10 protein-coding genes are annotated in these 15,399 nt (G+C 69.1%); 9 read left to right on the forward strand and 1 reads right to left on the reverse strand.

What is annotated here, in order from left to right; translation table 11 throughout:
• Positions 1–57 precede the first annotated feature (57 nt).
• The 6 genes from BIU91_RS04825 (at position 58) to BIU91_RS04850 (ending at position 8,168) form a co-directional block, all read left to right on the forward strand.
• Positions 58–1,455, forward strand: coding sequence for a cytosine permease (locus BIU91_RS04825; protein WP_071404450.1), 1,398 nt, complete (start codon positions 58–60; stop codon positions 1,453–1,455).
• A gap of 140 nt (positions 1,456–1,595) precedes the next feature.
• Positions 1,596–3,152 carry a hydantoinase/oxoprolinase N-terminal domain-containing protein gene (locus BIU91_RS04830; protein ID WP_071404451.1) on the forward strand — a complete coding sequence of 519 codons (1,557 nt, stop codon included), beginning with the start codon at positions 1,596–1,598 and terminating at the stop codon, positions 3,150–3,152.
• Entirely contained in the window at positions 3,149–4,333 is a 1,185-nt protein-coding gene (locus tag BIU91_RS04835; protein ID WP_253183690.1) for a DUF917 domain-containing protein, read from the forward strand. Before BIU91_RS04830 ends, BIU91_RS04835 begins: the two co-directional genes overlap by 4 nt.
• The gene (locus BIU91_RS04840; protein ID WP_017887750.1) at positions 4,330–5,454 is read left to right on the forward strand and encodes a DUF917 domain-containing protein; all 1,125 of its coding nucleotides are present in this window, start codon (positions 4,330–4,332) and stop codon (positions 5,452–5,454) included. The genes BIU91_RS04835 and BIU91_RS04840 overlap by 4 nt, the downstream gene beginning before the upstream one ends.
• Before the next feature lie 99 nt (positions 5,455–5,553).
• The gene (locus BIU91_RS04845; RefSeq protein ID WP_084740633.1) at positions 5,554–6,648 is read left to right on the forward strand and encodes a DUF917 domain-containing protein; all 1,095 of its coding nucleotides are present in this window, start codon (positions 5,554–5,556) and stop codon (positions 6,646–6,648) included.
• On the forward strand, positions 6,645–8,168 hold the full coding sequence (locus BIU91_RS04850; RefSeq protein WP_071404452.1) for a helix-turn-helix domain-containing protein: 1,524 nt from the start codon (positions 6,645–6,647) through the stop codon (positions 8,166–8,168). Before BIU91_RS04845 ends, BIU91_RS04850 begins: the two co-directional genes overlap by 4 nt.
• Position 8,169: 1 nt before the next feature.
• On the opposite strand, the gene BIU91_RS04855 is transcribed toward BIU91_RS04850, so the two are convergent.
• Positions 8,170–9,453, reverse strand: coding sequence for an MFS transporter (locus tag BIU91_RS04855; protein ID WP_071404453.1), 1,284 nt, complete (start codon positions 9,451–9,453; stop codon positions 8,170–8,172).
• Between the two features lie 115 nt (positions 9,454–9,568).
• Between BIU91_RS04855 and BIU91_RS04860 the strand changes: the two genes are divergently transcribed.
• From BIU91_RS04860 to BIU91_RS18110, 3 genes are all read left to right on the forward strand, one after another.
• On the forward strand, positions 9,569–10,708 hold the full coding sequence (locus BIU91_RS04860) for a substrate-binding domain-containing protein (protein ID WP_071404454.1): 1,140 nt from the start codon (positions 9,569–9,571) through the stop codon (positions 10,706–10,708).
• 529 nt (positions 10,709–11,237) lie between these two features.
• Complete coding sequence (locus BIU91_RS18430; RefSeq protein WP_139196649.1) at positions 11,238–12,257, forward strand: DUF3800 domain-containing protein; 1,020 nt, start codon at positions 11,238–11,240, stop codon at positions 12,255–12,257.
• A gap of 384 nt (positions 12,258–12,641) precedes the next feature.
• A complete protein-coding gene (locus BIU91_RS18110) occupies positions 12,642–15,350 on the forward strand; it encodes a restriction endonuclease (protein WP_084740636.1) in 2,709 nt (902 codons plus the stop codon).
• The last annotated feature ends 49 nt before the right edge of the window (positions 15,351–15,399 follow it).

Consider the following 15,399-nt stretch of genomic DNA (forward strand, 5'->3'; position numbering starts at 1 on the left):
CTACCGTGGCTGACACCCCGATCGGCCCACGCCGACACCCCTCCCCGAGGAGCCACGATGGCCAGCGAGACCGCAGTGTCAGCACCACGAACCCCCCGTTCCGAGTCGGTCGCCGTCGACGACTACTCGCTCAGCCGAGTCCCGATGTCCGCGCGCTACGGCTGGTTCCAGGTCGCCGTGCAGCGCTTCGGGCAGATCTCGGCCCTGTCCCAGTTCCTGCTCGGTGCGACGCTCGGCTTCGGCATGAGCTTCTGGGACGCCTTCTGGGCGATCACCCTCGGCGCCGTGATCCTGGAGATCGTCTCGGTGCTCGTCGGCGTCATCGGCGTCAAGGAGGGCCTGAACACCTCGGTCATCGCCCGCTGGACCGGGTTCGGCAAGGCCGGCTCGGCGCTGGTCGGACTGGCGATCGGGCTGAGCCTGATCGGCTGGTTCGGCATCCAGTCGGGCGTCTCGGCGGCCGGCCTCGTCTCGATCCTGCCGATCCTGCCCGCCTGGGCGTGGTCGCTCGTGTTCGGGCTGCTCGTCACCGCGATCGTCCTGCGCGGGTTCCACTCGATGCAGTGGCTGGCGAACGTGACCGTGCCGCTGTTCCTGGTGCTCGTCGGCTGGGCGGTCATCGTCGAGCTGAGCCGCCACTCGATCGCCGAGCTCGCCGCGCGTGCCCCGGCCGGTCCGGAGCTGAGCTTCGTGGCCGGCACCACCCTGGTCGCCGGCGGGTTCATCGTCGGTGCGGTGATCACGCCGGACATGACGCGCTTCAACCGGTCGGTCGGCGACGTCGTGAAGCAGACGCTGCTCGGCGTGACGCTCGGCGAGTACGTCATCGGCCTGGCCGGTGTCCTGCTCGCACACGCCGTCGGCTCCGCGGACATCACCCGCGTGATCACGTCGAGCGTCGGCTGGGTCGGCATCCTCGTGATCCTGCTCGGCACGTTCAAGATCAACGACTGGAACATCTACAGCTCGAGCCTCGGCGTCACGAACTTCATCGATGCGGTGTTCGGCAAGCAGGTGAACCGCGGGCTCGTGACGCTCGTGATGGGCGTCGTCGGCTCGGTGCTCGCCGCCGTCGGGTTCCTCGGGGCCCTGACACCGTTCCTGTCCGTGCTCGGGGTCGTCTTCCCGCCCATCGCCGGGATCATGGTGGCGGAGTACTTCGTCGTGAAGCGCTGGCGCCGCGAGTTGAGCGACGCCGAGAACATCCCGACGACCTCGCCCACCTGGGTGCCGGCGACCCTGGTCATCTGGGCGGTCGCCTCGCTCATCGGGTACTTCGTCGCCGTCGGCATCCCGTCGATCAACTCGGTGGTCATCGCCTTCGTGCTCTACGTGGTCGCCGGCAAGGTCGGGCTGATCCGCGGCGTCGGTGTCAGTCGGACCGAGGCCGCGCCGGCCGCCACGTCCGCCCCGGTCGCCGCAGCCCCCGCCGCACCGGCCACCCCCGCCGCCTGACCCGGGCGCTCCCCGAACGGCCGGTCGCGTTGCCGCACCCCTGATCCGCGCGACGGCGCGGCCGGTCCCCCCCCGCAACAAGCACCACCCCACGACCCAGCACCACCGCACCCGCACCCGCACCACCGAAGGGAACCCCCATGCGCATCGGCATCGACGTCGGCGGCACCAACACGGACGCCGTCCTGATGGACGGCAGCACCGTCCGTGCGGCGGTCAAGCGGTCCACCACCCCCGACGTCACCTCGGGCATCGTCGCCGCGCTCGACGGCCTGCGTGAGCAGCACGCCTTCGGCCCCACGGACATCGACGGCGTGATGATCGGCACCACCCACTTCATCAACGCCCTGGTCGAGGCACGCGGCCTCGCCCCCACCGCCGCGGTCCGGCTGGGCCTGCCGGCGACGGCGTCGCTGCCCCCGTTCACGGACTGGCCCGGGCACCTGGTGTCGGCCGTGCACGCGCAGCCGTTCCTGGCCCACGGCGGCCACGAGTTCGACGGACGCGTCATCTCGGAGCTCGACCCCGAGGAACTGAAGCGGCACGCCGGTGCCATCGCGGCCGCGGGCATCCGTTCCGTCGCGATCTCGTCGGTGTTCTCCCCGATCAACGACGAGTTCGAGCAGCGCGCGCAGGAGATCATGGCCGCCGAGCTCGGGCCCGACGTGGCGTTCTCGCTGTCGTCCGAGATCGGTCGCATCGGCCTGCTCGAGCGCGAGAACGCGACGATCATCAACGCGGCGCTCCGTGAGCTCGCCGACCGCATCGTCGACGGCCTGTCCGGGTCCGTCACGGGCAGCGGCATCGACGCACCGCTCTTCCTGAGCCAGAACGACGGCACCCTGATGGACGTCGAGTACGCCCGTCGCTACCCGGTCGCGACGTTCGCCTCGGGCCCGACGAACTCGATGCGTGGTGCAGCCGTGCTGTCCGGCTTCGACACCTGCGCGGTCGTCGACGTCGGCGGCACGACGAGCGACGTCGGCGTCCTGACCGCGGGCTTCCCACGGGAGGCCACCGGCGAGGTCGCCGTCGCCGGCATCCGCACGAACTTCCGGATGCCCGACGTCCTGTCCGTCGGCATCGGCGGCGGCTCCCGCATCCGCGAGGACGGCAGCGTTGTCGGCCCGGACTCCGTCGGGTACCGCCTGACCGAGGAGGGCCTGGTCTTCGGCGGCTCCACCCTGACCGCCACCGACGTGGCCGTCCGCGGTGGCCGTGGTGCGATCGGGGACCCGTCGCTCGTCGCCGGGGTGCCGGCCGAGGTCGCCGCCCGCGCGCTCGACGTCATCGCGGAGCGCGTCGCCGACATCGTCGAACGGATGCGCACCTCGTCCGACCCGCTGCCCGTCGTGGCGGTCGGCGGCGGATCGGTGCTGCTGCCGGACACCCTGCCCGGACTCGGCACCGTGCACCGCCCAGAGCACTACTCGGTGGCCAACGCCATCGGCGCGGCGATCGCGCAGGTCAGCGGCGAGGTCGACAAGGTCTACGCGATCAGCGACGGCCGCCGGTCCGCCGTGGTCGACGAGGCCCGGCAAGAGGCCGTCGACCGCGCGATCGCGGCCGGCGCCGACCCCGGTTCGGTGGACATCGTCGACTTCGACGAGGTCCCGATCCCGTACCTGCCGGGCAACGCGACGCGGATCCGCGCCAAGGCCGTCGGCGACCTGGCACTCGGGGCGCTGGTCCGATGAGCGCCACGCAAGCCGCGCCGCGCGCCGCAGCCGCGCAAGCCGCAGCCACGCAAGCCGCGCCCGCAGCACCCGTCATCACCGCCATCGGCGCCGACTGCTCCGCCCTCGCCCGCGGCGCCGCGATCCTCGGTACCGGCGGCGGCGGTGACCCCTACATCGGACGCCTGCTCGCCGAGGCCGCCGTCCGCGCCCACGGCCCGGTCGAGATCGTCCAGGTCGAGGACCTACCCGACGACGCCGTGGTGCTCTCGGTCGCGATGATCGGCGCACCCACGGTGATGGTCGAGAAGCTGCCGTCCGCCGGCCAGTTCGCCGAGGCCATCCGCAGCCTGTCGGCGTTCCTCGGGGTGACCCCGACCCACCTGGCCTGCATCGAGGTCGGCGGCGTGAACTCGACGACCCCGATCGTCGCCGCTGCCGAGCTCGGCCTGCCCCTGGTCGACGGCGACGGCATGGGCCGCGCGTTCCCCGAGGTGCAGATGGTGCTGCCGACCCTGTCCGGGGTCAGCGCGACACCGATGGCCCTGGCCGACGAGAAGGGCAACACCGTCGTCTTCGACACGGTGGACAACCGGTGGGCGGAGCGGCTCGCCCGCACGGCGACGGTCGAGATGGGCTGCTCCGCGATCACGGCGCAGTACGCCATGTCCGGCGCGCAGGTGAAGGAGTCGTTCGTCCGCGGCAGCCTGTCGCTGAGCGTCCGGCTCGGCGAGACGCTGGTCCGCGCACGCAGCGAGAACGCCGACCCCGTCACGGCGGTCACCGAGGTGCTCGGCGGCACGGTCGTGTTCGAGGGCAAGGTCGCCGACATCGAGCGCAAGACCGTCACCGGGTTCGCCCGTGGCACGGCCCGCATCGCCGGTTCCGGCAGCGACACCGGCCTGGAGGCGGTGCTCCGGTTCCAGAACGAGCACCTGCTGGTCGAGGTGGCCGGCCAGGTCCGCACCACGGCTCCCGACCTCATCATCACCCTGGACGCCGAGACCGGCGAGCCGATCACCACCGAGGCCCTGCGCTTCGGCGCCCGCATCCGGATCGTCACGGCACCGGCCGACGAGCGCTGGCACTCCCCGGACGGCTTGCGCCTGGCCGGCCCTCGGTACTTCGGCTACGACACCCCCGCTGTCCGCCACGACGGCACCACGAGCGCGGGCGAGACGAACACGGGAGCGCACCGATGAGCTGGATCCTCGACGTCGACGACCTGCCCGACCTGGCCCGCGGCGCCGCACTGCTCGGCACCGGCGGCGGGGGCGACCCCACCATCGGGATGCTCCTGGTCCGTGCCGCGATCGAACAGCACGGCCCCGTCACGATCCTCGACCCGTCCGAGGTGCCCGACGACGCCCTCGTCATCCCCACCGCGCAGATGGGCGCACCGACCGTGGTGCTCGAACGCATCCCCGCCGGACCGGAACCCCTCGGCGCCCTCCGTCGGCTCGAAGCCCACCTGGGCCGGACGGCGACCGCGACGATGCCCATCGAGTGCGGCGGCATCAACTCGATGATCCCGCTGCTCGTCGGCGCCACCGGCGGCCTGCCCGTCGTCGACGCGGACGGCATGGGCCGCGCGTTCCCCGAGCTGCAGATGGAGACGTTCTCGGTCTACGGGGTTCCCGGCAGTCCACTGGCGATCAGCGACGAGAACGGCCACGGCGTCATCATCGAGACCGGCACGGACAACAAGAAGATGGAGTGGCTCGCCCGCGGGGTCACCATCCGGCTCGGCGGCGTCGCCTACATCGCCGAGTACGCCATGTCCGGCCGCCAGGTGCGGGAGACCGCCGTCCCGCGCACGCTCTCCCTGGCACTCGCCGTCGGTCGGGCCATCCGGGTCGCCCGCGAAGCCCACCGTGACCCCATCGACGCGCTCGCCGAGGCCCTCGGCACGACGATCTACACGCACCTGCGCGAGCTGTTCGACGGCAAGGTCGTCGACGTCGAGCGCCGCACGGTTGACGGGTTCGCCCGCGGGCGCGCCACCGTGCAGGGGACCGACGGCTCCGAGCTCGAGCTCCGGTTCCAGAACGAGAACCTCGTCGCCCGGCGCGACGGGCAGCTCGTCGCCGTCGTGCCCGACCTGATCTGCGTCCTCGACGCCGAGACCGCCGAACCGATCACCACCGAGCGCCTGCGGTTCGGGCAGCGCGTCCGGGTGATCGGCATCTCGACCCCCGACCTGATGCGGACCCCGGAGGCGCTCGCCGTGTTCGGGCCGTCGTGCTTCGGGCTCGACGAACCGTTCGTCCCGGTCGAGGACCTGCACGAGCACGTCCGACCGGCCGCCCCGGCGGTCGGCTGACCGACGGGCCGCGCGCCGACCCCGGCGCCCGGCCCACGCACCCGACCCCCGGCCCCGGGCTCTCGCCCCGAGACGCGACCACGGCAGCAGAATGGACCCATGGACCAGGGTGAGCGGCGGGGCGGCGGTGTGGCGGGCCTCCAGGCCGACGACGCGACCGTCTTCGGACGCGGCACCGCCCTGCTCGGCTGCGGTGGTGGCGGCCGCGTCGACCACATGGTCAGCGCGCTGCGATTCGCGCTCGGCGACCGCAGCGTGCCGGTCGTCGACCTCGACGACCCCGCGCTCGGATCGGTGGTGGCCGTCGGGCTGATCGGGTCGACGACCGTGCTCGAGGAAAAGATGCCGAGCGGCGAGGAGCTGCCGGCCGCGCTCGCGGCGGTCGAACGCTGGACGGGCGTCCGCGCCGACGCCGTCGTCGCCGCGCAGATCGGCGGCGTGACCGGACCGGCCGCGGCCCTCACCGCCCACGCCGCCGGACTGCCGCTCGTCGACGCGGACCTGGTCGGCCGCGCGGTCCCGCGCATCGACCAGCTGTCGGTCTTCGTCGGCCCGACCACGACGGTCACGGCAGCCGCGGCCACCACGAGCGGTCTGCGGATCGTGGTCGACGCCCGGCACCCCCACGACGTCGAGACGGTCTGGCGCGAGGCCGTCTCGCACAGCGGCGGCTGGGCGGCCTTCGCGATCGGCCCGGTCCCGGTCGCGCTGCTGCGCGAGCGGGCCGTCGTCGGCAGCGTGCAGCGCGCGCTCCGGATCGGACGTGCCGCTGGTGGCGCACGCGACGCGGCGGAACTCGCCGCACTCATCGGCGGCCGGGTCGTCGCGCAGGGCCGGGTCATCGACGTCCAACGCGAGGGGGACGCGCTCGCGTTCGTCCGCAGCAGCCTGGCCATCCGCGACGCCGGCACCGGCGCGGTCGCCCGGGTCGAGGCGGGCAGCGAGTACGTGCACTGCCTGGTCGACGGTCTGCCGGTCGCCAGCACCCCGAGCGTCATCACCGTCGTCGACGCGCGCTCGCTCGCGCCGGTGGCGACCGACCGCACGCGGGTCGGCAACGAACTCGCGGTGCTCGTGCTGCCGTCGGCGCCGTGGTGGTGGGCGGACCCCGACCGCACCGCGCGCATGGGGCCGCGGGCGTTCGGCATCGACGCGGACGTCGTCCCCGAGGCCGTGGGCCAGGTGCTCGCGTGAACGCCGTCGGCGACCTGCTGCCGCTCCTGCCGCCCGGCACCCGCCTGCTCGTCGGCCCCGGCAGCACCGCGGTCCGGAGCGTCCGCGGGGTCGTGGGGACCCCCGACCAGGTCGGCCGGTCCCTGTCGCAGGGTGACGACGTCGTCGTGCTGCTCACCCCCGTCGACCGCGCGGACGCGCGCTTCGACGTGCTGCTGCGCCGGGCGTCCGCGGCCGGCACCACCCTGCTCGTCGTCGACGGGGCACTGGAACTCGGCCCCGGCACCACGACGCTCGCCGACCGGCTCGGCGTCGCCGTGCTCGCCACCCCGGACCCGTGGGCGACCTCGGTCCGCCTGCACGAACTCATCGGCACCGGGATGGGTCCGGCGGCCCGGGCAGCCCTCGACGCCTCCCGCGTCGCGCTCGACGCCGGCCCCGAACTCGACGACCTGTTCGCCCGGCTCGACCGGTCGCTCGGCCACCCGGTGCGGTTCCTCGACGCCTCGGGCCTGGCACTCCGCGGAGCCGCCGTCGACGACGCGGCCCGCGCCGTCCTCGTCCGCCGCGCCGGCACGAGCGACGTGCTGACCGCCGAGGGCGTCGACGAGACGCTCGTGGCGATCCCGGTCGGCACCGGCATCGGACCGCGCGCCTGGTTGGCCGTCGGCCTGCCCGTCCCGATCGCCGCCGAACAGCAGGTGGTCGCGAGTGCCCTGCAGGTGGCCGCCGTCGCCGTCGGGCACCGGCTGCTGCTCACCCGGCTCGACGACGAGCGCGACGCCCGCTACCGGATGGCGATGCTCGACGAGCTCCGCGCGGCCGACGGGGCGCCCGCCCCGCAGCTCGTGCAGCGGACCATCGCCGCCGGGTGGCGGCTGGACGCCTGGCACGTCGGCGCGCGCGTGGTCGCGCGGCAGGGCGTCGACCTGGTCGCGCTCCGCCAGCAGGTCGACGCCGCGGTGCGCGCCGAGGGACTCGACGCGGTCGTCGTCGAACAGGCGGACGGCTGGGTGCTGTGGCTGTCGGAACCCGACGAACCCGGCCGGGAGGCAGTGGCCGACATCGCGAGTCGGCTGCGGCGCGCGCAGAACACGCTCCGCACCACCGTGGAGACCAACGTGGGTGTCGGCAGTCTGCAGGCGGGCCCTGCCGGGCTGGTCCGGACGCTCGGCGAGGCCGGCGACGCCGCCCGCCTGGCAGCCAGCCGTCCGGAGTCGGGGCACTTCGTGCACGTCGACCGGCTCGGGCTCGCGCAGCTGCTGCTCGCGTGGACGCAGACGGACACGTTCCTGCCGGCATCGCGGCAGTTGCTCGCACCGCTCGAACGCGGTGGCGGGGCGCTCCTGACGACGCTCGCCGCCTACCTGGACGCGGAGTCGTCGATCGCCGAGACCGCCGCGGTGCTCGGCGTGCACCGGAACACGGTGTCCGACCGCATCGCGCGGGTGGAGCGGCTGCTCGGCGTCGACCTGTCCGACCCGGAGACCCGCCTCGCCCTGCACCTGGCGACGCGGGCGCGGGCGGGCGACGGCGGCTGAGTCAGTTCCTGTTGCTGGACTTCTCGGTCTCGCGCTTCGTGGTCCCGCTCGTCTTGTCGGTCCCGCGGGCGGGCCGGGCGGCGGCGCCGGTCTCGCGCGCCGCACCCGAGGCCAGGCCGGCCGCGATGATGAACACGAAGACGATCAGCAGCGCGCCGAGCAGGCCGATCTCCTCACCGAGGAACCCGATCAGCGGCGGCCCGGCCAGGAACGCCACGTAGCCGATCGTCGCGACGGCGCTGACCTTGGCGGCCGCGGTGCGGGGGTCGTCGGCCGCGGCGGACATGCCCATCGGGAAACCGAGGCTGGCACCGAGGCCCCAGAGCACGACGCCCACGATCGCGAGCGGCACGTTGTCGATGAAGATGAGCATGCCGAGGCCGACGACCGCGACGGCGGCGCTGATGCGCAGGATCGGCACGCGGCCGAACTTGTCGATCAGCGGGCTGCCGGCGACGCGGCCGGCGGTCATCGCGGCGAGGAACACCGTCAGCACGGCGGCACCGCCGGCGTTGTCGAGCCCGTGGCCGTCGATCATCGCGAGGGGCAGCCAGTCGTTCGCGGACCCCTCGGCCAGCGCCATGCCGAGCACGATCACGCCGATGAGCAGCGTGGAGGGCTGTGCCCAGACCTGCCAGCGGGTGAGCGGCGTCGCGACCGGGCTGGTGTCGGTGGACACCGGCTGCTCGACGAGGTGCTCGTCCTGGAACTTCGTGACGGCGACGAGCATGGCGGCGCTCGTGATGACCACGAGCACGATGAAGTGCCACGAGACCGGGATCTCGAACCGCTCGGCCAGCGCGCCGAGGCCTGCGCCCGCGAGCGTGCCGAGGCTGAACGCGGCGTGGAACAGCGGCATGATCGTGCGCCCGCCGGCCTTCTCGGCGGCGGCGCCGGAGACGTTCATCGACACGTCGCACAGGCCGTTGCCGAAGCCGAACGCGATCAGCGCGATCCAGATGGCGGCGAAGCCCCACCCGAGCGTGACCGCGACCCCCGCGAAGATCATGCCGACCGCCAGGCACGCCGCAGCCACCTGCACGCCCCGACGGGCACCGAGCTTCGCGACGATGTGCCCGGCGAAGGTCAGACCGCCGATGGAACCGACGGCCATGCCGAGCACGAGCAGACCCATCTCGAACGTGCTCGCCCCCAGGGAGTCGCGGACGCTCGGGATCCGGCCCAGCCACGTCGCGATGTCGAGCCCGGACAGGGTGAACACCACGAACACCGCGATGATCCAGGCCTTGGTGGTCGGGACGGTGCGGGTGGACGGCGTCGTCATGGTGGTTCCCATCGTGCTGCGGCGCGCTCGGTGCTGCGCGTTCTGGTGCGTGTCGGTGCTGGTCTTGCGGCTGTCGAATCGATTCGACTGCTCGTTCCGGCTACGCTAACGGGCGATGGACGAACCGGCAACAGGACCCGGCGCGTCGCCTTCCCGCGGCGGCGTCACCCGTTCGTCGCGCCCGACGCTGGCAGCGGTCGCCCGTGCTGCCGGGGTCGCGCCGTCGACGGCCTCGCTCGCCTTCAGTGGTCTCGGCCCGGTGTCCGAGGACGCCAAGGCGCGCGTGCTCGCCGCTGCCGCCGACCTCGGTTACGGCGGCCCGGATCCCCGTGCGCGTTCCCTGCGCCGCGGTCGCTCCGGCGTCATCGGTGTCGTGATGGACGAGCGCCTGAGCGATGCCTTCCGTGACCCGGTCAACGTCCTGACGCTCGACGGCATCGCCGAGGTCGCGGGTGCTGCCGGTGCCTCACTGCTGCTCGTCCGGAGTCCGCTCGACGACGAGCAGGGCGCCGGCCCGCTGGTGGATGCCCCGATGGACGCCGTCGTGCTCGTCGGGTGCAACGTCCGGATCGACCCCGCCGTCGCCGTGCTGCGCCGTCGGCAGATCCCCGTCGTCGCGATCGAGGCGGACGAGATCGAGGGTGCTGTCCCCGTACAGCTCGACAACTGCGATGCCTCACGCCGTGCTGCCGAGTACCTGCAGGGGCTCGGCCACCGGGACGTGACCGTTGTGACCCTGCCACTCGACGCCGCACGCCGCCGTGGCCCGATCGACGCAGCCCGGCAGGCTGAGGGCATCGCCTTCACCACGCTCGAACGCCTGCGTGGTGTGCGCCAGGTCTACCCGGACGCCGTCGCGATCGAGACCGCCGGCAGCTCGGTGGAAGAGGGGCGTCTCGCCGGCACCGAGCTCTTCGCGCCTGACGGCCCCCGCCGCACCGCCGTCATCGCGCAGAGTGACCTGATCGCCGTCGGGGTGATCTCGGCCGCGCTCGACGCCGGACTCCGTGTGCCCGAGGACGTCAGCGTCGTCGGCTTCGACGGCATCACCGTGGACGACAGCCTGCTCCACCGCACCCCGATCCGCCACCTGACCACCCTGGTGCAGCCCTTCGTGCAGAAGGGCCAAGCCGCCGCACGTGCCGCCCTGGCCATGCTCGAGGGCGCAGAGCCGCAGCCGGCGTCGTTCACGTCGGAGTTGCGGGTGGGGGACACGACAGGGCCGCCGCCGGACACTCGCGCCCACCGACACTGATATCGGCTCGGTGATTGTGTGGCATGGGGTCTCGACCTGCGCGCAGTCCCATGCTTGAAGGTCGTTGCTCGACCTCAGAACTACACGTGCACGCGGCCGGGTCATTGTGGAGTTGAGGTACACCTCAATTCAAAAGAGGCAGCATCTCTTTGGCACCTCATTCCGCGAACATTATGCCTGACACTGCCGGCCTTGCCCAAGTTCGGCAGCGGCTGGACACTACGAAAGCTGTGAGGTATCGCGCTCCAGCATCTTCACAATCCGGCGAACTTCTGCGTTGAACCGCTTAGTGAGTTCCGCAGAGGTTAAGCGGTCGAGCTGTTCGCAGGTCCTGCTGCTCCTCGAGGCGCCCAGACCGAAGACCGTCCCGGAATGGGGTGGCAAAGTTCGCGGACCTGAATCGAGGAAGCCCCGGCGGGTCGCGCGATAGCAGTCGCCGTTCGAGCCGATATCGGATCTCATCCGGCACTTTGGCCTATGACTGCGCGCCACCAGCGTCGGCGTCGGCTGGAAGTCGTATGCTCCGCTCGTGACCTTGCAGGTAGTCGGTGATGAATCCGGTTCTGACGGCGAAAACCTCAGCAGTGCAACGCACCGCACGTTCAGCTACGGCACGACGGCGCTTTCCATCGCGGAGGCTCAGGAGGTTGTGGTCCAGACTCGTGAAGCGCTTGGGTCCACGAAAGAGGAGGCTCGACAGGGGGGCGAACTGAAAGCATCGAAGCTGTTTAAGAAGCACCGCACTGTCGCTGAGTCACTTTTCCTGCCCGATGGGCCCTTGGCGTCAACATCAAGCGTGTACCTGGCGGATAAAGCGAAGTTCCTGGCGGGAAAGATGATTTCACTCCTCATGGAGGAGCATGAATACAGCCTTGGCAGGCCTTCTGCGATTCACCTACAGGGCTACTTCGCGGACGAGATGACAGACCGAGTCTTACCAGCTCTTGACGAAAGCGCGCGAGCCGAATTGCTTTCAAGTTTCAACGCGTTATGTAGGTCCTACAAGGTTCCATTCGCGCCAGCAGGTCGTGCCGACAGATTTATCGAAGCTCTCCGTCTAGCAAATCTGGCCGGATCGCACAATCGACGTGCTTTACGAATGCTTGCACGGTTGTGGGACGCACGCGACGAGGCGTACGCGATCGAGGGTGACGATTCCGCGACCCTTGATCTTGATCCAATGCTGCCCACAATGTTGGTTGTCGCGACTACTTGGCATAACCGGTTCAACGGTGCCGAGTTCGACATGTACATCGACGAGTACCGTCAGCTAACGCCACTGATGTTTGATGTTACCAAATCGATTGCCTCCACGATCTACGGCGTGCGGCTTCGAGACATTGTGCAAGTCAATTCAGCCACCGATCCGCGCGTGCAGCTTGCCGATTGGATCGCCGGAGCCGGTCGCATCGCAGCAGGCGAGGTGCTGAGCGGGACGCCAAGCAGACTCAGCGACCTGGTGCGGCCGCTTGTTGATCCCGACAGCATGCGGTCGCCCGACTCGGCGCTGCAACGGTGGCTCGACGGTGGGATTTCGTTCGAAGCCTAGATAGCTGCGTCAGAGCATCAGCGGTCGGCAGTGTGTGCGATGGCGACGACGGATCGGCGCCGAGGGGAAGCTGACGCACCCCAGCAGCCGTCTCGGCAACCGATCGGCATACGAGAGAAGGGCACAGGACTCGCTTCGGCTGTCAACGGTTGACGAAGAGCGCTACCAACCTAATTTCTGCAAGATCGCCACCGACGAGGAGCTGCGCGGGGCCGTCGTGTCGGGACACGTGAAAGACCACTTGAATGATCAGGGCCACGCCGCCCGGACGGCCGCCCACGCTGGCGACGCGACGAGCCCCTTATCCCCGTTGAGTCGGGGTTAGCCGGTATGGTTTCTCAAGCTGACCTCGCTTGTGACGCAGCGAACTGACGGAGGAAACCCGTGGAGAACGTGGTCGTTCAAGACCCGCTTGTGCTCGTACTCGCGGACGGCGATAGCCCTGGCGCGGTGAACCACGCCCGCGGGCACCTGTTCGAGCAGTTCATGGCAAACGTACTTCATCTGCTGGGTTACGAGAAACCGACGACTCTCTCACTGAACGTCACTTCGTCGGGCGTTGAACTCGACCTTTCCATGAAGCACCAACTCGACCAGATCGGCGCTCTCGCGGAGTGCAAGGCTTATACCTCACCGGTCAGGTCAGAGCAACTTTCCGCCTTCTATGGCAAGCTCAGCACGGCGCGTTTGGACCAACGCGACACTCGCGGTCTGTTCGTCGCCATCCCGCGCCTTACGAGCGACGGGCACGAGTTGGCTACCAAAATCTCGAATGCCGACAAGGCTTTTAGGCTGATCACCGCTGTCGACTTGTGGGACATCCTGAAAAGCCGAGGCGAAGTCGTTCCGCCTGAGCGCGTCTCAACGCTATTGAGCGACGAGGCGCTCATCGTCCACAACTCCGGCGTTTATGCAGCATGCCTCGAGATCGATGATGTCACAAAGACTGCAGCAAGAGTTCTAGTCCGCGCAAAAAGCGGAGGAGTGAACGCGGAGGCGATCCGACTCCTCTCGGAGCACGCTTATTCTCAGGGACTTGAAGTGCACGACGTGGCGCAGTCCACACAAGCCCCTACCCCGCGCGTTGTTGTGTACGACCAGGCAATCGTCGAAGTGACCGGAAGCCAATCTGACTTCGAGTACCAGCTTCCAGCTTCGCCAAAATACTTCATTGGCAGACGCACTGCGGTGAGGGAACTGGACGCGCACTTGTCTGGCGGCAGTCGACTTTTCGTGCTGAACGCTCAGTCAGGATGGGGGAAGAGTTCATTCGCGCTGAAGATAGCGGCGCAGGTTCGGGCGGTTGGCGGTCACGCCTTAGTCATCGATGCCAGGACCGCCACCACACCCGCTTATGTGCCTGGAGTACTTCGGCGCGCGGCGGAGTCAGCCCAGGCGGCCGGTCTCCTCAGCTTGGCGCAATCTGCAACGTGGGCTTCACTGTCGGGCGCGTTGAAGTCTTTGGAGGAGGCGGAGTGGAAGCCCGGCGGTGGGCAGCTTCTTGTCTTCTTCGATCAGTTCGAGAATGTTTTCAAGGACGAGGATCTGACAAGGGTATTCCGGGACCTCGCCCTTCTCGCTGTCGACTCCTCAAGCCGGCTGGTGGTGGGGTTCGCCTGGAAGACCGACTTTGTCGGGTGGACGGAAAATCATCCCTATCAGCTTAGAGACGAGATACGAAGCCACGCATCCCTCGTTGCGCTTCAACCATTCGGCGCGGGTGACGTCGATACAATTCTCGCTCGACTGCAGAAGGAGGTTGACACAAAGCTCTCCAGAGAGATTCGGCAACGTTTGCGCGAATACAGTCAAGGACTACCTTGGCTCCTTAAGAAGCTCGCCGGGCACCTGATCCAAGAGCTCCGGGCGGGTAAAACTCAAGAGCAACTGGTTGCGGAAGCGCTCAATGTTGCTAACCTATTCGAGGGCGATCTCGCCCATCTCAGCCCCGGTGAGCGGGAAGCTCTGAACTTCATCGCTCGTTTTGCGCCTGTGCAAGCGAGCGAAGTGACTGAACGCTTCAATGTTGGCGTTGTCCAATCTTTATTGGATCAGCGCCTTGTCGTTCAGGTCGGTGAGAAACTGGACACCTATTGGGATACCTTCCGGGATTACCTCAATACTGGACGGGCGCCCATTGAGGATTCCTACATTCTTCGTCAGACGCCAGGCTCTGTTGCGCGTCTACTAACGGATGTTCTTGAGCGCGGGGGCGACGTCTCAGTTGCGGATGTCACCGCGCGTTGGTCCACGAGTGAAAACGTCATCTGGAACGTAGCGAGAGAACTCAGGCAACTCGGTTTAGCCCTCTACAAACCCAATCAGATCGTCCTGGTGCCGGAAATTCTTGAAGCAAGCGACCGCGAGGCGGAAGTCCGGCGTCGCGTTTCCGCCTCATTGCGTCGGCATCGCGCTTTCAGCGTCTACAGCCAGCTTGCTGAGCGCGGCCAAGGTGCTGTCACGACGACCCAATTCGCTCAGCGGTTGGAAACGGTCTTTCCGGCGGTCGAGGTCGCCACGAGCACATGGGCCACCTACGCGCGCGTCTTCATCTCGTGGTTCGAGTACGCAGGCTTAGTGCTTGTTGATGGCGCCGCGATTCGGCTCGCGCCCGACGGCTTTGAGGGCAAGGGTGCACTGACGTCAACTCTCAGTGGACCTCGAGGTCGTTTGGCATTTCCGACATCCCCCCCTGGACCTGCTCTCGCAATTTTAGGTGAGCTCTCCTCTGGCCCGCGACCGTTGAGCGAGTACGACACGCCGGCTCAGCGCCGAGCGATTCAGCAGCTTCGGGTGCTAAACGCTGTCAGCGTGGACGACGCCACGATGGCAGCGAAGAAGGGACTCATGGACGGGAGTGTCGTCGTTCAGAGTTGCTTGCGTGCACTGCTTTCGGAGGTGCGGGGCGGCGAGCGCTCTCTTACAGTGCTGGCTGCTGATCCGAGTGCCGATCAGGATGTCGTGGGCCAAGTGCTTCGTGAGGCGAATAACGCAGAGTGGGCCGATTCAACAGCGGCAAGCGCTGGAAAATACTTCCGCGCGTGGGCGAAGAGTGCCGGCGTGCCAATCACTCGCGCCAAGGCCGCTAGATAGAAGGTGCATCTGCTCGCGCGCGCTGTCCGTTAGCCGGTCGTCCGCCGCG

Origin of the sequence: Curtobacterium sp. MMLR14_002, from assembly GCF_001864975.1 — a bacterium.
Lineage (GTDB): Bacteria > Actinomycetota > Actinomycetes > Actinomycetales > Microbacteriaceae > Curtobacterium > Curtobacterium flaccumfaciens.